This window comes from Umezakia ovalisporum Ak1311, assembly GCF_029891685.1.
GTDB classification, from domain to species: domain Bacteria; phylum Cyanobacteriota; class Cyanobacteriia; order Cyanobacteriales; family Nostocaceae; genus Umezakia; species Umezakia ovalisporum.
Map to the genome: position 1 here is coordinate 1 of NZ_JANQDJ010000058.1, position 19,464 is coordinate 19,464.

Below are 19,464 nucleotides of genomic sequence, written 5' to 3' on the forward strand. Positions count from 1 at the left end.
CAATCATCTACCAGTACAAAGATTGTTGTAATTAACGTTCCTAGGTCTATGCTATTCATGGGGGAAGTCTGATTTGAAAAGCTGGTAACTTTCATCTTCTTACTTCTCCCGCCTTTTTCCTAATTCACATTAGGCGTAAGACATAATTTTTTAAAGGCCGAATTAAAAATACTGTGGTCATGACCGCGTGACGGTACCCCAATCATCAATCATTTGCTGCTTAATCATATTTTCATATACTCACCTGCCGTAAGTTGCCATTTTCCGTCGCGCTAACATAGGCGAGGATATCCTCCCCTATGTGCTTTAAATTGTCATTCCCAATCTTCCAAAATGGGGAAGTATACCGGAGGATAGATCAGTACTTTGTTGATTTCTGATAAAAGTTTTTTCTATCCGCAAAAGAATATTTTCATGTGCTAGATTTTCTATACCGATTTAAAAAACTTCTGTCCATACTTTCCTAAGTTGATCAATAAGGTCATAACTTGGTAGCCACAATTCAGTGTATTTAGCTCCACTCCAGGGATAACTGTTTTCTGAAGAACTGACAGTGAATTTTTAGGCAATCATACTGGAGATAATGCTATCCGCTAAACTGATAAATATTTAATTTACCATTGCGGAACAACAAAACTCTTATGGGTTCAGCATTATGCCCGCCTAGATAAGTACATTAGCTGATGAAATGTTGCTAGCAGCTACAAAGAAAAATCGTCAATTTTGACTGCTGTTAAAAGTAGAAGTATTGATCTTATCCATCACTGTAAAATCCCATTTAACAGTTAACTCCAGCATAGAAAAAACAACTAAATTCCACGTGATTTTTGACTTAAGTTCTGTAAAATCGAAACTTAAATTACAAAATGAAAAACTATATGATGCGTTGGTTAACTTTAATCCCGATGCTGTTGAGTCTTTTGCTCATCAGCTGTTCTCTAAAAACAACAGCAAAATCTACCACACCCGCCCCAAGCACACAAATCCAGACTGGCCAAATGCTCCCGATTTCTGCGGTGGCAATAGTGCCTAATGGTACTAGAGTTGAATTGGAAGTGGCAGGAACACCAGAAGAGCAAGCAAAGGGCTTGATGTATCGTCCAGCTTTACCAGATAATCGCGGCATGTTATTTAAGTTCCCTGATGCACAACCAGTGAAATTTTGGATGAAAAATGTCCCAGTTCCTCTGGATATGGTGTTTTTGCAAAATGGTGTAATTAAGTACATTCAACCTTCTGCACCTCCTTGTCTTAGTGAGCCTTGTCCAAGCTATGGCCCTGACGTACCAATTGATATGGTAATTGAATTACGCTCTGGAAGAGCTAAAAACTTAAATTTGCAGGAAGGTGAGCGAGTGAAAATTGAGTTTTTAGACCAGGGAAATCTACGGGAATAAATGTTCCCCCTCCTTGTCTTATCACTGCGACAAATCCTGAATAGATATCTTTGTGTCAAAAAACTACCAAGTAGGTATAAAAAAGCAAATTGAGCCGCTCCCATTCTTCTGTTTTCAATCACAGTAAAACTTGCATTTTCAATGTACAATCACATTTCCACGCAGTGGATGTCAAAAATATTCCTTTCGGCGTAAGTGTAAACGGACGCTCATAAGAGAGTATTAGCTATGGAATCTTTGTTACGAGAATGTCTGATTCAAGCAAACACCATAGTCACAAAGATGAACCAAAATTAGACTTGAATATTTTATAGCTAGAGAACTAAGTGCATCAATGATGGTCTAAACTTGAAATCTTCTAGCTTTATCTGTGAAATCAATCTTTTTGACAAGTTAAAACCAAATTTTTTCAAGTGTTTATCCGGTAATTACCAGTTACCAATGAAATATTAGCTGCGGGCTACTGAGAAATGGTAAATCGTTATATGACAATACATTCCATTAAAGGAGGTGAATTACAAATGACACCATCAACATATTCGCGACTGATTCATTTTCTACAGGAAGATTTGTCAATATCTGCGGCATCCCTTGCTGTTGCCCTACGACATCGGGAGCAAGATCCAGGCCCATTACCCATGATTCTTTGGCAGTATGGCTTAATTACTTTAGATCAGTTGGAACAAATTTATGATTGGCTGGAAACAGCGTAATACAATTTAGGATTTGAGATTATGTAAGTCTAATCAACAGTCCACGTCAACCCATAGCGTCTGTAAATAAAAGTTTGATGGCACAAGTGTTACGTTGTAGTTATTGTTTTAGTTGATACAAGTATGGATTTCATACAGGAGAGTTGAGGTATGTCAAGTCCATTCCGCCTTGTAGTAGGGCTGATAGGCAAGGAAATTGACTGTTACCATTTTGACTTATTTAAATACACGCTCAAAGAGCGAGTTTGATATTTAACTTGCTCTTTGTAATTTAATTCCGAGTAGAAGAAAATACTCATCAATATTAACTCCTTGAAACGACTACCTTTACCTTACTAAGATGTAAGCTTTATAGTAAAGCATTCAGACAAAATATTTGGCAATTCCCCATCTATCGCACTCACCAACCAAAAAGCGGTAGATATTGTTGGGGGATGGAATCGTCATTGCCGGGTTTATATCCCCACCTAACATTCCTATAAGTGGGGAATTACGCCGGCATTGTTAAATGTACTGTAATTGTACAAGCGTATTTAATGTGATTTTTAGTTAGGAATGATTAAATACTTGAGCTGCTGCTGCTACACCAGCGCCCAAAGTAAAGTTTTCATGACCGAGTTCAGTGAGAGTAACTTCCAAAGCTGCTATACAGCTGAGAATATCGCGATCGCTGACAAAACCCAAGTGTCCAATGCGGAAAATTTTGTTTTTCAGATGATCTTGACCCCCTGCTAGGGCAATATCAAAACGCTTTTTCATCAATGAACGAATTTTATCGGCTTCAATCCCTTGTGGAGCTACAGCCGTAATTGCAGGACTAGCATAATTGTCCGCTCCGAATAAAGGTAAATTCATGCCTCGAACAGCCGCACGGGTGGCATTTTTGAGCCGTTCATGTCGAGCAAATATCGACTCCAGCCCTTCATCTTTCATCATTCTTAACGTGGTGTGTAAAGCCACAATCAAGTTCACAGGTGGAGTAAATGGAGTGGTATTTTTGGCTGTTGATTTGCGATATTTGCCCAAATCTAAATAATATTTAGGTAATTTCGCAGTTTTGTAAGCCTCCCACCCTTTAGGACTAACAGCAACAAAACCTAATCCGGGGGGAATCATGTAACCCTTCTGGGAACCAGAAGCCACTACATCTAAGCCCCAGGTATCTATGGGTAAGTTAAATGCACCTAAGCTAGTGACTGCATCCACCACAATTAAAGCTTCACCATGTTCTTTCACCAAGCAATTAATAGTTTCTAAGTCATTCAACACACCTGTTGAGGTTTCGCTATGGGTAATAATTACGGCTTTGATTTGCTTTTCGCTATCCCCTTGCAGTTTTTCTGCAAACAAAGCTGTGTCTAGCGGCTTACCCCATTCTGCGGTAATTGCTTCGACGTTCAAACCGTATGCTTCAGATATTTCTACCCAGCGTTCTCCAAACTTACCATTGGAACCAACTAAAACGCGATCACCAGGAGAGAGAAAATTAATGATTCCAGCTTCCACTGCACCAGTACCGCTCACATTGAGCATCAGTACATCATTTTGAGTTTGGTGCAACCACTTGAGGTTTTCTGTCACCTCCGCCATGATGTTACTAAACTCATTGGTGCGGTGTCCAATTGGGTGCTTGGCTAATGCCAGCAACGCAGCCTCTGGAACTGGTGTGGGGCCAGGAATCATTAGCATCAGCTTATTGTCCATGTCTTTGTCCTAAAGTCAAATAAAAGTTAAATGTGTAGGAGGATACTTAATTTCAGGAAGCGAATTTTGGTTTTACCTACATATACATACAAAGTACTTTGCTATATTCTGCAACTCTATAGGAAATCTATAGGAAAAATCTCGTTGAAGCCAAATTAATAGCTTGACTTTTGCAACAACCTATGTATATTGACAATAACCTAAAATTCCGTTTTTTAGTTAGCAGCAAAGAGACATCTAGTTTTTTACCCAGTTTATCTAAGTTCTTTAGTGGATCTCATCTAGACTCTCACAAATTGGGGTACGGATACAACAAATTATTAAATTTTGTCTCGACCAATTTGTAGAGGTGGAATTATAGACGCGATGAATCGCGTCTATCCAAGATTATTTATGTGATTAGTGAATCAGAGTTAGCAACTTAACCAGAATGATGATTGATTGACCAACGGTAGTCTACTCCCAGAGAAGAAAATTGGCAGATCTCTTCCAGCTGCTTTTGTTGTACTGCGGCTTTACGAAGAGTAATAATTAGTTGATTGACTTGATGCCGCAAATCAGGGTTCTGACTGACGGCTGACATGGTTTGTCTTTCTAAGAGTTGAAGTAAAAGTTCGTAGTGAATAGGTGAAGGTAAGGGAATTTGCTCCATGTAGTTAATCTAATCTTTCTCTTTACAAATTGGTAATTTTTTATTGACCAGAGTTTTAACTCCTGGCAAAATTGTTACACACTCAAGCGGTATTTGTTGATTAGATAGACCTAGCTGGAGATGAAAATTCTGTAAACAAATCAGCAATCGCTAAACCTGGGTCTGCTTGTTTTACTAAAGATTCTCCAATCAATACAGCTGCTGCTCCTGCTTGTTGTACTACGTACAAATCTTCTGGTGTATGTAACCCTGACTCACTTACAACTAGGAGATTCCGTTTTTGTAATTGACTACCTCGCGCTGCTAGTAATTCGCAACTAGTTTGAAGGTTAACAGAAAAATCCTCTAAATTCCGATTATTGATTCCTATGACAAACTCAGCATTTAAAGCTAACACCCGGTCAAGCTCTGCCAAACTATGAACTTCAATTAAAGCCGTCATATTTAGGGCTTTGATAATTTTCAGAAAGTATTGTAAATCTTGATCGCTGAGAATGGCCGCAATTAACAAAACTGCATCTGCACCTTGAACGCGAGCTAAGTACATTTGATAAGGATAAATAATAAAATCCTTACATAAAAGTGGTAGATCCACGGTAGCACGCACTCTAGCTAAATTTTCAAAACTTCCTTGAAAAAACTTGGTATCTGTCAAAACAGAAAGACAACTAGCACCACCTTTTTGATAGGCGGAAGCGATGGCTACTGGGTCAAAATCCTCCCGGAAAACGCCCTTACTAGGGGAAGCTTTTTTGACTTCAGCAATCAACGCTGGATTAGTTTTACCTTGTCTGAGGGCGGCAATAAAATCACGAGTTGGTGGTGCTGAGAGCGCCTGCTTTTGTAACTGTGCCAAAGGTCGCTTTTCCCGCATTTGCTCCACCTCAATTTCCTTATGCCAGACAATTTCTTCCAAAATGTTATTTGGTTCCATATCTGGCAAGGTGGACTGATAACGCACAAAAGAGACATTAATTGTAGTGTTTGTGGAACGGCGGCGAATTTGCATAATAGGGACTAGATACTAAAGACTGGGGGTTGGGCATTGGGGAATGAGAATATAGAGACGAGAGAGCAAAGAAGAGGAACTGTTTTCCCCCTACTCTCTACCCCCTAATCCCTACTTACTGACTGACTTCCTAAACTAGGGCTCGTTTATAAGCTTCATCTAGAACTTCTGAAAGTGTCGGATGAGCGTGTACTAAATGTGCCAAATCTTGGACAGCTTGATGATTAGCGATGGCAGCTGATGCTTCGTGAATTAAGTCAGCGGCGTGCATTCCGAATATATGGACACCTAAAACTTCACCAGTATCTTTGCGATATACCACCTTAGCCATACCGTCGGCTTCGTTTTCTGCCAAGGCTTTAGAGTTACCTTTGAAGTAACTTTTGCTACTGGCGATTTCAAAACCTTCAGCTTGTCCCAATTCTTTAGCGGCTACTTCCGTTAAACCAACATAGCTGACTTCTGGGTGAGTAAATGCGGCCGCGGGAATACTGCGATAGTCTACCACACGCCGTCGCCCTAGGATATTGTCTACAGCGACCATGCCTTGGGCCGAAGCTGCATGTGCCAACATCATTTTGCCAGTAGCGTCACCAATTGCCCATACATGAGGTACTACCTCCCCGGCTGACAGCACTGCCATCTGATCATTTACAGGGATATAATTTCGTCTGTCTAGTTCTATACCTAAAGTTTCTAAACCCAAGTTTTGAGTTGCGGGAATGCGTCCTGTAGCTACTAAGCAAGCATCCACTTCAATCACATCAATATCTTCTTTGGTTTTGAAATCTGCCAATTCAATTACCACTGGTGAACCAGGGATAATTCTTTTCGCGTATATGCCCACTTTAGTTTCAATGTCGCGAGGAGTAATTAATACCCGTTCTGCTAGTTTGGCAATATCCCGGTCAAATCCTGGCATTAATTGGTCTAGGGCTTCAATCATAGTGATTTCACAGCCCAAAGCCGAGTAGATATCAGAAAATTCTAAGCCAATGTAACCACTACCAATAATTGCCACCCATTCTGGCAGAGATGCTAATTTTACGCCTTGGTCGCTAGTGAAAACGGTTTTACCGTCTACTTCAATTCCTGGAGGTACAAAGGGTACTGAACCAGGGGAAAGAATGATATCCTCAGCAGTGATTGTTTTTTCAGCACTATCCCCCGTAATAGATACCTTTTGGGTGCCGGAAATTTTTCCCCAGCCTTTGATAATATCTACTCCTAGACGTTTGAGACTGTTGGTTAAATCCCCTTGGATTTTCGCTACCAAATTGCCAGCATGATCCGCGATGGCTTGGCGCTCAAATCTCACATGATCAACTTGAATCCCCAGAGATCTCAAGTGGTGGGCGTTACGCAACTCCCTTACACGTCCAGATGCTGCTAGCAAAGCCTTAGAAGGGATGCAGCCACGATTGACACAGGTTCCTCCCATGTCCCCAGCTTCAATAATCGCTGTTTTCAGTCCACAGCCAACGGCGTGCAGGGCCGCACCATGTCCGCCTACACCCGCGCCTATAATGACCAAATCGTAATCAAATCCATAACTCACGTTAGTTTCCCCGTGCGCTTCGCCTATTTATTCTCAACTTCACCAACAATGTAATCAACCCCAGGTGATTTTGGGGCTGCTAGCTCAAAATTAGATATTATGCCCTAATGAAGCCGTAAAGGTGTAGATTTTTTTACTATTATAAAGGATAGTTGAAACACATTGTAACTTTAGTGCAGGAATGAAAACGATAGAGTAGGCTAAAACCAACTACTTTATTATCTTCCGGTTGCAATAAGTTTTTTACCGCTTCTCTAGAAATGTTACCAGCAGTGCTAACAACATAATCCCAAGTCGAAAGTTTAATAAATACAAGGAATTCGGCTAGCTTTTTCCTTAAATGATTTGCCGCTATACCTGCAAATTTTGTAATAATAGATTTTAAGTCAGTAGTAAGTTTGACATTGAAAAATAGATGCATATCGTTTGTCATGATTTCCATGGGAATAATTCTCCATTTATTATCATTAACAACTTCACAGATGAATTTTGGTCATCGTTTATTTCTAAAAAGCTCAAGGAACAGCTAAATCTCAATTTTGCCTATACCTACAGGGCTTTTTTGACTATGCAAAAGAGAGTTGTTCTCTAAAAAGAGAATACTAAAAAGCCCAAATTAGTCAAGATTATAATCTGGTTTTACAACTTATGCATATCTTCTCAACCCAAAAACTTCGCTTCACATTAAGTTTTGCTGCTTTATTGCTAGTTAATCTTGCTATCAGTAGTTCATATACCCACGGGAAAAAACAACAACAAATTACCGAACATCAGCCAGAGAAACCTTTATTTTCTGAGAAATCAGAGAATTATTTTTTTACCAAACCACAATTTTTACCTAAAAAACCCCAGCCTATTGATATACTAAGTACAACTTTTGATAACTCTTTTACTGGTTCCCAAATATCTCATCAAAGTATCACTCAACAAAAAACCTCTACATCTCCGCAATATACAGCATCCATATCAGTCAGCTATCCAGTCATTGATGAGTGGCAGAATTATAAATTTAGCATTCAAGGCACTCAGGTTTTTAGTCCGGGAAAATTACCAACATCTAATATTAACTTTAACCAATCAGATTTATTAACTGTACTGATTAACACCAGAAAATATTTCCAAGATCAGGGACCAGAAGATCCAAAAATTTTCCGTAGAGGTATTTTAGATACTCAAGGCGTGACTGTAGAAGATATTATCAAAACTTTAGATTTCATGATTACTGTATTAATGGAGGATATTGGCAACAATCGCACCACAAGGTTACAAAACCCCGATTTTATTAATAACAATTTTCGAGTAATTAAATGGTCTGCTCATAATCCTAGGGAGCAGAAACAAAAACAAGTACGAGTGACAAAATATGCTGTATTTGAGCATACAGGTTCTCGGACTAAAACCTCTACTTACAATATACCAATCTACAGTTTAAAAGAAGACAAAATTGTTGATAAATTTTACACCAGATATACAAAACAGGATGTTTTATCAGGTATTTATGAGCCTGGTGGCAAAGAATATGGTAGAGTTACGGCTTTGGCTTACTTAACCCGCGATGGCTTAGAAGAAGCCTTAATGCAAGGAACCATCCTAATTAATTTTACCGATGGAACTCAAGGATTTTTTAATGTCGATAGAAATAACGGGATTTCCTATGTCCGGGGATTAAAACCCACGGCACAAAAGCGTTATTGGTACTTTAGACAAGTGGATGCTATCAAAGGCTATGGACATAATATAAACGCAAAAATTTCCATCAAGCCAGGAGTAACTTTTGCTGGAGATATCCTCAATATTGGGTTAGGTAGAATAGTCGTGATTGAACACAGTAGAGGTAAGGGCAAACATTTACAGATGGGAGTTATTGCCGATACCGGTGGGGCATTTTTACCTAATCTTTATCAACTTGATTTCTTGGCGGGAACTTTTAAGAATCGACGAGAGTTTACGCGGCATATCAGACAGTTACCAGAATATGTCACAGCATATTTTCTCGTCAAAAAATGATGACTCAAAAAACTTTAGGTCAATAATTAATCCTTTTTTTCTCATAATTTACTCCGGTAAAAATTAGGTAGATAAAATTTCTGTGAAGGTGTAGGGATAGGTTGGAGGAAATAATGATAATCCTGTTTCTTTTTCGGCACTAATGCTAGCTAGAGGATAAAAATCTTTCATAGCTTCAGGTAGAGGAGGTTCAAGCTCAATGTCGAAAACCCTTGTGGGTCCTGAACATTAGTCAAATAACCCAGCGCTTTGTTTCTCACCTTTTCCTTTTGCCCTGTGAGTACCTACGCACTTAACGATTACCTTCAAATATTCTTCTGTTAAACGAATAAAAACGAGCGCGGAGGGATTTGAACCCCCGACCCACAGAACCGGAATCTGTTGCTCTATCCACTGAGCCACGCGCCCTAAATCTACTCCACTATAGCACAGATTTATAAATTAGCAGGGTTGACGGAAGTACTATCGCTACCAACTTCAAAATGCAGATGAAGCCCGATACATAAACCCGTACAACCCACAGCAGCGATTACTTGTCCTTGTTCTACAAATTTGCCTTCCCAAACATACAACTCCCTAACCTGAGGTAAGACAAAAGATGGGGCCAAACCCCCATTTGCCCCACTCCCTTGTGAGTAGGGAAGCTCCAACTATAGCGTTGACTGAATAGGAGTAGTTCACAACTGTTGTTTCCAACTAGCCAAGTCAGCTAAAGAGCGATCGCGATAACGTCCATAACGCTCTGGCTTACCTTTAATTTTTACCCCTAAATCCGGCAAAATGCCAAAATTAGGCGGCATTGGTTGAAAATGCTTCGGTGAAGCCGAACTAATAAATTCCAATAACGCCCCCATCATAGTAGTTGGTGGTGCTGTCAGTGGTTCTTTACCCAAAGCTATTCGCGCCGCATTGGTTCCTGCTAACCAACCATCTGCTGCAGCTGCTGTGTAGCCTTCAGTGCCAATCAACTGTCCGGCCGCTAATAAAGTTGGACACTGCTTAAATTGCAAACTAGAGTAAATTAATTGCGGCGCATTAATAAAAGTGTTGCGGTGCATCACCCCCAGGCGTACAAATTCAGCATTTTCTAAACCGGGAATTAGGCGAAAAACTCGCTTTTGTTCACCCCAGCGCAGGTTAGTTTGGAATCCTACCATATTCCAAAGTTGACCAGCTTTATCTTCTTGTCGTAACTGTACCACTGCATAGGGACGTTCCCCCGTACGACCATCACACAATCCCACAGGCTTGAGGGGTCCGTAGCGCATCGTATCTTCTCCCCGATGTGCTTGTTCTTCAATGGGTAAACAAGCTTCAAAAAATTTCGCCGTTTCCCGTTCAAAGTCCTTGATTTCAGTTTGTTCAGCTTGACGAAGTTCTGACCAAAAGCGCAAATATTGCTCCTTATTCATCGGGCAGTTAAGGTAAGCAGCTTCACCTTTGTCGTAGCGTGATGCCATAAAAGCAATATCATGGTTAATGGATTCTCCCACAACAATGGGACTAGCCGCATCAAAAAAGCTGAGGTATTCCATCCCCGTCAAGCGATGCAGGTCTGCCGCTAAATCAGGACTAGTTAAAGGACCCGTTGCCAAAACTACAATTCCTTCAGGAATAGCCCGCACTTCGCCCCGTCGAAATTCAATTAAAGGATGGTTTGATACAGTTTCCGTTAAATCTTCGCTAAATTTCCCTCTGTCTACAGCTAACGCCCCACCAGCAGGAACAGCGTGTTCATCGGCTTTAGCGATTACAATTGAATTGAGTTCACGTAGTTCTTGGTGCAATAATCCTGTAGCGCGATCGCTTGCCATTGCCCCAAAGGAATTACTACAAACTAATTCCGCCAGATGTTCTGTATGGTGGGCAGGACTAAAACGTTTTGGGCGCATTTCATGGAGAATGACAGGAACTCCAGCCATGGCTATTTGCCAAGCTGCTTCTGTCCCAGCTAGTCCACCTCCAATTACTTGTATCGGTTGTTTATGCATATTCATGCTTATAAGTTCAGTTACCCAATTTCAATTTGCTGGGAATAATATGTATCAACAATCATCAACGCTCTGGTTTAACATATATTCCCTGTTATACCAATTTTCTTTCAGCTTGCCCTTACGGTAAAGTTTTATCATCCGCACAAACATCATCGGGAGGAAATACTGATGACACGCTCAAAAATAGTTGCAGTGATTACAGGTGCCATTTCTATTTTTTTAGCCATGGCCTATTTAATTTTAGTTCAATTGCTGGACTACCGGGATATGAAACCAGCCCCGATTAGTCAATTGTCACCACAACAAGTTGTATTAGCCGTAAGTTGCCATCAAGAAAAAAATTTTTTGTAAAAAATTGCACTCTTAAAATCACTTTATAAAATCTGTTAGAGACTTGAATATTCCTGTCTCTACATTTTTTACTGAGAAAAAAACTTTTGACAAATTGGCAAAGAGTCAATTACATCAGTTGCTACATTAGTTGATTATTCATTAAAACTAATTAACCGAGGTCAACTAATGACAGAATTTCACCGGGAAGATAAAAACCAATTTATTTACCCTCGCAGTGCCTACTATGGTCAATTTAAGCCAGAGAACATACTGTTTAATGCAAAGCTCCAAGAATTTGCTCAAAAAGTTACCTACATCTCCAGTTTAGAAACCTCTGGGAAAATAACCCCCCAACAAGCTTATCAAAAAATAGAAACTCTTTGGCAAAACTTAAAAGGAAGCAAAAAACAACTGAATACTGGCAAACAACCAGAACCCCCCACAACACCTTGAAATTATTTAAGTCCCGGACTAAAGTCTCTGAAACTCATCTGGGGTCAGTGAAACCACTATATTTTCAGATTCTATTTGGATAATCCAACGGATGTTAGCTTGGCTGTGTGAGTTGGACTCAATTCCACGCACTATGCCAACTTTTCCGATTACGTACGCTGGACGTAATATCAAGACTTTATCTCCAAGTCGAACACTATTTGAGGTATACAATATCCCCCCTATAAATTCTACATTTTAAAAATGAAATTATACGAGTAAAAACCAGCAACTAATCTAGCTTAACTAAAACTTTCTTATTTCATAATCTTTTCTTAACTAAGATTGTTATAAATCATGGGTCACACGTTACCATAGCAACAAAAAAATCCTCAATTGCTGACCGTGGCCTTTTCACCTGCGGACTTGGAAACAGGATTGTTTTGAGCCAGAATTATTTAAAACCGAAGTATTCATTCCACCAAAATCAACTGCCATTGGGATATTATTATGTGCCACCAGCCACCAATAATAAAAAAGCTTCCATATGATATTTTTGTTGGTAAATCACATTGATGGTAGTTAGTCGTGAAAGTTCTGAATTTTCGGTAGGATAGCTCCCATGTACTCCATTGAGCTACACCTTACAATTAAGTAATACTATGGCAACTTCCTCAACTCCCACTCAAGAAACCCCTGCTAACTGGCATATCTTGCTGGAACAATTAATGGATGGTCAATCATTGTCTCGCACTCAATCTGCTGAATTAATGCAAGGGTGGTTAACTGAGGCTGTTCCACCAGAGTTATCAGGGGGAATTTTAACAGCACTGAATTTTAAAGGTATTTCCGCCGAAGAGTTAACGGGGATGGCTCAAGTACTACAATCCCAATCCACAGCACTCAGCACACAGGATGGGTCACCCCCGGCTGGGCTAACATCACTTAAGAATATGATAGATACTTGTGGTACTGGGGGCGATGGGTCATCGACCTTCAATATTTCCACAGCAGTTGCTTTTGTTGCTGCTGCTTACGGTGTCCCTGTTGCCAAACATGGCAATCGCTCCATGTCAAGCCTCACAGGCAGCGCCGATGTCTTGGAAGCCTTGGGAGTAAATCTGAGTGCGTCTAGTGAAAAAGTCCGAGCGGCAGTAAAAGAAGTAGGGATTACCTTCTTGTTTGCCCCTGGGTGGCATCCAGCACTCAAATCTGTTGCTGCTTTGCGACGAACTTTGAAAGTACGAACAATATTTAACTTACTGGGTCCATTGGTCAACCCGTTGTTTCCCAATGGACAAGTAGTAGGGCTATTTACTCCCAAACTTTTAACAACTGTAGCCCAAGCGTTACATAATTTGGGTAAGGAAAAAGCGATTGTCTTACATGGGCGAGAAAAACTTGATGAGGCCGGCTTGGGAGATATAACTGACTTGGCAGTTTTATCAGAAGGCCAAGTAAAATCAACTACTGTAAATCCTCAAGAAGCAAGTGTAACAACCGCCCCCATAGGGGCACTTCGGGGTGGGGATGTCCAAGAAAATGCAGCCATTCTTAAGGCAGTACTACAAGGCAAGGGCACTCAGGCACAAGAAGATGCTGTGGCATTAAATGCTTCCTTCGCACTGCAAGTGGCGGGTGTAATTCCCTGGTTAGACCATGCTCAAGGTGTGAGTTTGTCCAGACAAATTATTCAGAGTGGTTCGGCTTGGGAAAAATTGGAACAGCTAGTCCAGTTTCTACAGAATTAACTTGTGAATGTGATTGCGGGCTAAACTCGACAACATCACGTCTGATAGTGACATCATAATTGCCAAAAAAGTCGTGACCTAATAATCCGGTTTCTAGTTCTGGTCCCGCGATGGCCACTGCTACTCTATTGACTGTCACTCCAGCAACTGCCATGGAATCAACATAACCAATGGGAAATTCTACTGTTCTAGCACTGGCAGTATTTGCCTTAGTTGTTCCCACTGGCACAACTCCCAATACATCGGCCATTTCTGGGGTGATGACCGTACTACTGGCTCCTGTATCAAGAATCATCTCAAATTTCTGTCGGTTGTTAAAGGTGACTTCCACAATGGGTGTTCCACCAATACGTCTTTTGATCGCGGCAATAAATACTTTTTTTTCCGGTGCTAGGAATGCTGATATCGGGGGAACAGGTTTTACTGGTGACTGTGGTGTGGGTGTAGGTGGAATTAGAACAGGAACCGAGGGCTGAGTTTGGTTTGGGGGAACAGCCACTAGAATACCCTGATTATTTGCCTCTACTGACGGCAGAGGGGGATGAATAGCTTGTTGTCGGGCAGCCTTGACTAAAGTACGGTATTCAAAAATTTTCCTTTGGGCTCCAGCAAACTGTGGGCTGTCCTGGGGCACTTTTCCCATGAGCCTGATTGCGTCTTGGTACTGACTGGCTACCAAGTTCCAATCGTCTGGGGATTCAGCAGACTGACTGATACTCCAAGCCCCTACAGCCTGATCTAGACCCATTTCAAAAAAACTTATTTTGGGTTTTGACGGTGGTGATGCTTTGGTTGCTGGCAATGGTTGTGCTGCTATGGGTACAACAGGAGACAACACTGCCAAATTGTCAGTTTCTCTAGAAGTTTGTCTGCTATTAGTCTCAGAAATCTGACTTTTTTGATGGCAAGCAACACCCAAAACTGCGAGGGTGCTGGAGATAAAAATCAGGGTTGCAGGAGATAAAAACGACCGAAGCATAATTAACTTCAATTTAAAATGCGTAAGGGACTGCCAATATACTTAGGTTTTGTCACCAATGCTGACTAAATCCACGAATATCAAGTGCAGGGAGTTTCACGTGAGATAATTAGTGTTCGGAGTATTAGCTCAATTGTGGACTAAAAACAGCTTGCTATTAACTACCGACCACTTAATAAATTTAACCACCCAAAAAAATTACTCTTCCACTATAACCAAGCTCAAGCTTTGCTAAACTTCGTGGGGGAATTACTTCTTCTCAAACCAATGCTACACCCCATGTCTAATATTTAACCCTAATTTTGTTTTAATAACCTATGCCCCTACCTGACAAAATACCTGCTCTACTTGTGTTGGCTGATGGAACTTCTTATCGTGGTTGGTCTTTTGGTGCAACGGAGACCAAAATCGGAGAAGTAGTATTCAACACCGGCATGACTGGATATCAAGAAGTCCTCACTGACCCCAGTTATTGCGGTCAAATCGTCATTTTTACCTATCCTGAATTAGGTAATACTGGCATTAACCTTGAGGATGAAGAATCAAATCGGCCGCAAGTACAAGGAGCCATCGCTCGCAACATTTGTTATTCCCCCAGTAACTGGCGGTCAACACAATCCCTACCTGACTACCTCAATCGGCACCAAATACCTGGTATCTACGGTGTTGATACCCGGGCTCTCACCCGGAAAATTCGCACATTAGGAGCCATGAATGGTGGTATTTCTACATCAATTCTGGATGAAGGCGAATTGTTAGAGCAAGTACTAGCAGCGCCCAGCATGGCTGGTTTGAACTTGGCGCGTCAAGTTTCCACTCCCACAGTGTATGAATGGACAGATGCCACAATCCCTGGTTGGGAATTCAACTCGGAGTCTGTGGCCAATGGCGAAGAATGTTTTGAAGAGTCTTTTACAGTTGTTGCCCTTGACTTTGGTGTAAAACGTAATATTTTGCGTCGCCTGGCAAGTCACGGCTGCCGAGTGATTGTTGTTCCTGTGGACACACCGGCAGAGGAAATTCTCAAATACAATCCAGATGGTATTTTTCTTTCCAATGGACCTGGGGACCCAGCGGCCGTTACTGAAGGCATAGAAACTGCCAAAACATTACTGCAAACTAAAAAACCCATATTCGGCATTTGTATGGGACACCAAATTTTAGGTCATGCCCTAGGGGCGGAAACTTATAAACTAAAATTTGGTCACCGTGGTTTAAATCAACCGGCAGGACTACAGCAGAAGGTGGAAATTACTAGCCAAAACCACAGTTTTGCTATTAACCCAGATTCATTACCTACCACAATGGTGGAAATTAGCCACCTGAACCTCAATGACGGCACTGTTGCTGGTCTACGTCATAAGTCTCTGCCCATATTCTCTGTTCAGTATCACCCGGAGGCTAGTCCTGGACCTCATGATGCTGACTACTTATTTGAGCAATTTGTCCAAGCTATGCGAACAGCGCGGTAAATTTATATAAAATCATGACACTATCACATTGCCCCACAGTCTAAACCTCTGAGCAATTCCTGCTCTTGCATAGGAAATTTCTTCAGTTTTTGATTGATCTTCGTTTTGCAGAAGGTGAGACGCTTCTTTTGCCTCAAGCTACTACAGCTAAGGTAAGGTAAAAAGAGAAATGGGTAATCAAGGGAATAATGGCAGAAGCGATTAATCATGTATCTACCCATTCCGCTACTCCCGTTATCCCAGCGGATCGTAGACAACTTGTGTTAAAACCGTCTATACTCGAGCGTTCACATTAACCATGAGGAGGGAATTATTGCTGAACCACTAAATCTAACCGTGAGCCTGAGAGGCACTCGCGAAGCCCGGGATAACTGTCAGCTATTCCGCCTCACAGGTTTGTTAGACGCATTTTCTGAGCCGACGTTTCGCAAGGTACTTGGCAATAAAATTGAAGATGGTCCCAAGAATATTATCCTGGATCTCTCACAAATTGACTTTGTTGATAGCTCCGGATTGGGTGCTCTGGTGCAGCTAGCTAAACAAGCTCAAACTGCCGGCGGTACTTTGCAAATTGTCACAAATGCCCGCGTCACTCAAACGGTCAAGCTTGTTCGCTTAGAAAAGTTTCTAGCCCTGCAAACTTCAGTTGATGCGGCTTTAGAAAACATCAACAAGTCTTGATCCCTTGACCTAAAAAGGTGTACTCAGCAGTGCGAGATTATGTGTCAAGGAATCCTCGCTTCTTCAGGATACATCTGGCCGACGGAGGGTTACACCCCGCATTTTAACGAAATAACAAGGTTTTTAGCAGGCGATGGCATGAGGAAAATTGCGCCTCTAACCCGTAAAATCGCTAAGGTGAGGTGTGATGCTCCTGAATAGCTGGCGGACTCCTCCAAGACGAGGAAGTATGTCAAATCTGGGTGGCTAAATCTTTAGTAACTCTGACAAGTAACCTCTCTCACTAGGAGAGAGGTTTACAAATGGCGAACCCTTGTCGGAAAACTACTTACTTCACCGATGAGTAGTGCAGTAGGTTTGAATTTAGTAGTGAATGCCCGGCAAGTGAATAAAATAATCTGATACTTTAATATAATAAAGTACCTATTCAGATAAATTACCAATGAAAAAAGTTAAGATTGGTAAGTAATGTTTTACAGTATCCATTATGTTAGGTGTACCAACATCACTGGGTGCAGAAGTAATAAATAAACTAAATCTTTCCGAAGATGCCTGCCAACTGTGGTCCGTTAACGAATGATGAATTTGTGACATCGAAGGAAAAGGAGCTATTGGATGGACAAGATGAAGGGCTTACGCCTGGTTTGTCTTGGAATGAAGCATTGTTGGCAACCACCAGAACATTACCTCTAAAAATTTCTCGGTCACAAATACAACAAATTTCGCCTTTGTCTTTGGCTTATATAGGCGATGCAATTTATGAATTATATGTTAGGATGTTCTATCTGTTGCCAATGCAGCAGACAAAAACCTACCACTGTTTGGTAGTAGAACAGGTAAGAGCCGAAACACAAGCGCTACATTTGCGATCGCTGATTCCGCATCTGACACCAGCCGAGTTAGAAATTGTCCGTCGAGGGCGTAATGCCTCTTCAGGACGACCTAAGCGGGTTGATCCCAAAATTTATCAACAGGCAACAAGTTTAGAAGCCTTAATTGGCTACCTTTATCTCACCGATTCCCAACGCTTAACCGAGTTATTGCAAAAACTCCATCTAGAGAAATAGTGAATGACTCAACCTCGTGATGGGAAACTCAGCACGTGGGGTTCAGTAAGTTCAAAAAATCCCAATGTCCAGACAATAAACTATACCCACAACTTATATGACTAGTAAACCGAGGAAAATCCAAACCCCTAGCGAGCCTAATCGTGGGCAACCACTAAAACTCAAGAGCAAGCGTGTTATTCCCAGTTCTATTCGCAGTCCCCGTGTCAGCGATAGAGATAAAAAGCCTGTTTCCAGAGGTACAAGCAAACATCGCATTGACCCGCCCTCATCCCCAGCATTAAAACCAGCAGAAGATAGCGATCTCATCTACGGTCGCCATCCAGTTCTCAGTGCTTTAGAAACTGAGCGGAGACTAAACCGCATTTGGATCACTACTCGTCTGCGTTACGACCATCGCTTTCATCATTTACTCATGCAAGCCAAGGAAAATGGCACGGTTATTGATGAAGTAGAGCCAAAACGCTTAGACCAAATTACTGATAGAGCTAATCACCAAGGGATCGCCGCCCAGGTGGCCCCCCACGAATACATTGAGCTGCCCGATTTGATTGCACAAGCGAAATCTGTTACTGACCCCGTAATTGTAGTAGCTGAAGGAATTACTGATCCCCACAATTTGGGAGCAATTATTCGCACTGCTGAAGCAATAGGGGCTCAGGGATTAGTGATACCCCAAAGAAGGGCATCGGGAATCACTTCCGCTGTGATGAAAGTGGCAGCAGGTGCTTTAGAACACTTTTCTGTAGCTAGAGTGGTTAACCTCGGCCGGGCTTTAGAAGAATTGAAAGAAGCTGGTTTTTGGATTTATGGTACTGCTAGCACCGCCAGCGAACCTCTGCACACAATTAGTTTCAGTGGCCCTATGGTTCTGGTAATCGGTTCAGAAGGGGAAGGGCTGAGTATGCTCACACAGCGCTCCTGTGATGTTTTGGTTTCAATACCACTCCTGGGCAAAACCCCTAGTCTCAATGCCTCGGTGGCGGCAGGTATGGCGCTTTATGAAATCTATCGCCAACGGTCGTTTAACACTTTGTACCTAGATAAATTACAAAAACCTCTTTAAAAAAAGAGAGTAACAGAGTATAAAGAAATGTAAAAGAAAAAACAACACCATATCCTTTCCTTTAATATCCAGTACCACATTGATAAATTGGCGACAACCATGCAAACGATTTGGAATCACCTGAAGGAATCATTGATTAACACATTTCACAACCTAGGCCTAGCTTGGTGGGTGGAAATTGTGACGCAAAGTCCCCGTTGTACCTACTACTTCGGGCCATTTTTGAGTTCTGCTGACGCCAAGGTAGCTCTCAAAGGCTACATAGAAGATTTGGAGGTCGAAGGAGCACAAGGAATAGTCGTGAATGTTAAGCGCTGTAAACCAAGCACTTTAACAATTGCCGAAGACTTGGGGGAAAGGATTGACCGCAAAGTAAAGCCTGTCTTTAGCGGTCAGATGTAATTAGGATTGAAAGGCTTCCACAGTTCTCAAGCTAAACTTGAGAACTGTGGTAGAAATCTGATTGCCATAAACTGGATGTTTCACCAGCACATTCTTCAACCCAGAGGTGTTGAATCCTGCAATAAAAATTTACAATTTTTGCGTTTTACCCAGATAAAGTTCATTGTCTATTAAGAATAGAGTCATTAATTGCTCAAATTTTGTATCACCGACGCACAACTTGGACAGTTAACAGTCAACAGTCAAC

20 protein-coding genes and 1 tRNA gene are annotated in these 19,464 nt (G+C 41.4%); 12 read left to right on the top strand and 9 right to left on the bottom strand.

Features of this window, described 5'->3' with window-relative positions; genetic code table 11:
• Positions 1-878 precede the first annotated feature (878 nt).
• Both NWP25_RS10810 and NWP25_RS10815 read left to right on the top strand, forming a co-directional pair.
• Positions 879-1,397, top strand: a complete 519-nt coding sequence (locus NWP25_RS10810; RefSeq protein WP_280650345.1) for a DUF192 domain-containing protein — start codon at positions 879-881, stop codon at positions 1,395-1,397.
• Between the two features lie 485 nt (positions 1,398-1,882).
• Complete coding sequence (locus NWP25_RS10815) at positions 1,883-2,110, top strand: DUF2949 domain-containing protein (RefSeq protein WP_280650346.1); 228 nt, start codon at positions 1,883-1,885, stop codon at positions 2,108-2,110.
• 549 nt (positions 2,111-2,659) lie between these two features.
• Here the strand turns inward: NWP25_RS10815 and NWP25_RS10820 are convergent.
• The 5 genes from NWP25_RS10820 to NWP25_RS10840 all read right to left on the bottom strand — a co-directional run bounded on the left by NWP25_RS10820 (position 2,660) and on the right by NWP25_RS10840 (position 7,517).
• On the bottom strand, positions 2,660-3,814 hold the full coding sequence (locus NWP25_RS10820; RefSeq protein ID WP_280650347.1) for a pyridoxal-phosphate-dependent aminotransferase family protein: 1,155 nt from the start codon (positions 3,812-3,814) through the stop codon (positions 2,660-2,662).
• Between the two features lie 421 nt (positions 3,815-4,235).
• A complete protein-coding gene (locus NWP25_RS10825) occupies positions 4,236-4,466 on the bottom strand; it encodes a DUF5340 domain-containing protein (RefSeq protein WP_280650348.1) in 231 nt (76 codons plus the stop codon).
• A gap of 100 nt (positions 4,467-4,566) precedes the next feature.
• Complete coding sequence (trpC, locus tag NWP25_RS10830) at positions 4,567-5,475, bottom strand: indole-3-glycerol phosphate synthase TrpC (protein ID WP_280650349.1); 909 nt, start codon at positions 5,473-5,475, stop codon at positions 4,567-4,569.
• A gap of 130 nt (positions 5,476-5,605) precedes the next feature.
• Positions 5,606-7,033 carry a dihydrolipoyl dehydrogenase gene (gene lpdA / locus NWP25_RS10835; RefSeq protein WP_280650350.1) on the bottom strand — a complete coding sequence of 476 codons (1,428 nt, stop codon included), beginning with the start codon at positions 7,031-7,033 and terminating at the stop codon, positions 5,606-5,608.
• A gap of 139 nt (positions 7,034-7,172) precedes the next feature.
• Positions 7,173-7,517, bottom strand: coding sequence for a transposase (locus tag NWP25_RS10840; protein WP_280650376.1), 345 nt, complete (start codon positions 7,515-7,517; stop codon positions 7,173-7,175).
• Positions 7,518-7,681: 164 nt separating this feature from the next.
• Between NWP25_RS10840 and NWP25_RS10845 the strand changes: the two genes are divergently transcribed.
• The gene (locus tag NWP25_RS10845) at positions 7,682-9,040 is read left to right on the top strand and encodes a hypothetical protein (protein WP_280650351.1); all 1,359 of its coding nucleotides are present in this window, start codon (positions 7,682-7,684) and stop codon (positions 9,038-9,040) included.
• Positions 9,041-9,375: 335 nt separating this feature from the next.
• Here the strand turns inward: NWP25_RS10845 and NWP25_RS10850 are convergent.
• The 3 genes from NWP25_RS10850 to trmFO all read right to left on the bottom strand — a co-directional run bounded on the left by NWP25_RS10850 (position 9,376) and on the right by trmFO (position 11,031).
• A tRNA-Arg gene (locus NWP25_RS10850) sits at positions 9,376-9,448 on the bottom strand.
• Between the two features lie 26 nt (positions 9,449-9,474).
• Positions 9,475-9,648, bottom strand: a complete 174-nt coding sequence (locus tag NWP25_RS10855) for a M23 family metallopeptidase (RefSeq protein ID WP_374913015.1) — start codon at positions 9,646-9,648, stop codon at positions 9,475-9,477.
• A 69-nt stretch (positions 9,649-9,717) separates the two neighbouring features.
• Complete coding sequence (gene trmFO, locus NWP25_RS10860; RefSeq protein WP_280650377.1) at positions 9,718-11,031, bottom strand: FADH(2)-oxidizing methylenetetrahydrofolate--tRNA-(uracil(54)-C(5))-methyltransferase TrmFO; 1,314 nt, start codon at positions 11,029-11,031, stop codon at positions 9,718-9,720.
• 171 nt (positions 11,032-11,202) lie between these two features.
• Here trmFO and NWP25_RS10865 point away from each other — a divergent pair, with 171 nt between their 5' ends.
• The 3 genes from NWP25_RS10865 (at position 11,203) to trpD (ending at position 13,550) form a co-directional block, all read left to right on the top strand.
• Positions 11,203-11,385, top strand: a complete 183-nt coding sequence (locus NWP25_RS10865; protein WP_280650352.1) for a hypothetical protein — start codon at positions 11,203-11,205, stop codon at positions 11,383-11,385.
• Positions 11,386-11,553: 168 nt separating this feature from the next.
• Positions 11,554-11,820 (top strand): DUF7219 family protein, encoded by a 267-nt coding sequence (locus tag NWP25_RS10870; protein WP_280650353.1) that lies wholly within the window; start codon positions 11,554-11,556, stop codon positions 11,818-11,820.
• 641 nt (positions 11,821-12,461) lie between these two features.
• On the top strand, positions 12,462-13,550 hold the full coding sequence (gene trpD, locus NWP25_RS10880) for an anthranilate phosphoribosyltransferase (RefSeq protein WP_280699371.1): 1,089 nt from the start codon (positions 12,462-12,464) through the stop codon (positions 13,548-13,550).
• Here the strand turns inward: trpD and NWP25_RS10885 are convergent.
• Positions 13,489-14,529 (bottom strand): retropepsin-like aspartic protease family protein, encoded by a 1,041-nt coding sequence (locus NWP25_RS10885; RefSeq protein WP_280699373.1) that lies wholly within the window; start codon positions 14,527-14,529, stop codon positions 13,489-13,491. The genes trpD and NWP25_RS10885 overlap by 62 nt on opposite strands.
• Before the next feature lie 317 nt (positions 14,530-14,846).
• On the opposite strand from NWP25_RS10885, the gene carA reads away from it, so the two are divergent.
• The 6 genes from carA (at position 14,847) to NWP25_RS10915 (ending at position 19,217) form a co-directional block, all read left to right on the top strand.
• Positions 14,847-16,001, top strand: coding sequence for a glutamine-hydrolyzing carbamoyl-phosphate synthase small subunit (gene carA, locus NWP25_RS10890; protein WP_280650357.1), 1,155 nt, complete (start codon positions 14,847-14,849; stop codon positions 15,999-16,001).
• Between the two features lie 309 nt (positions 16,002-16,310).
• Complete coding sequence (locus NWP25_RS10895; RefSeq protein ID WP_374913025.1) at positions 16,311-16,682, top strand: STAS domain-containing protein; 372 nt, start codon at positions 16,311-16,313, stop codon at positions 16,680-16,682.
• A 39-nt stretch (positions 16,683-16,721) separates the two neighbouring features.
• Entirely contained in the window at positions 16,722-16,883 is a 162-nt protein-coding gene (locus NWP25_RS10900; protein WP_280650358.1) for a hypothetical protein, read from the top strand.
• 386 nt (positions 16,884-17,269) lie between these two features.
• A complete protein-coding gene (locus tag NWP25_RS10905; RefSeq protein WP_280650359.1) occupies positions 17,270-17,749 on the top strand; it encodes a Mini-ribonuclease 3 in 480 nt (159 codons plus the stop codon).
• Positions 17,750-17,846: 97 nt separating this feature from the next.
• The gene (rlmB, locus tag NWP25_RS10910; RefSeq protein WP_280650360.1) at positions 17,847-18,815 is read left to right on the top strand and encodes a 23S rRNA (guanosine(2251)-2'-O)-methyltransferase RlmB; all 969 of its coding nucleotides are present in this window, start codon (positions 17,847-17,849) and stop codon (positions 18,813-18,815) included.
• A 99-nt stretch (positions 18,816-18,914) separates the two neighbouring features.
• Positions 18,915-19,217 (top strand): DUF1816 domain-containing protein, encoded by a 303-nt coding sequence (locus NWP25_RS10915; protein ID WP_280650361.1) that lies wholly within the window; start codon positions 18,915-18,917, stop codon positions 19,215-19,217.
• Positions 19,218-19,464: the final 247 nt, after the last annotated feature.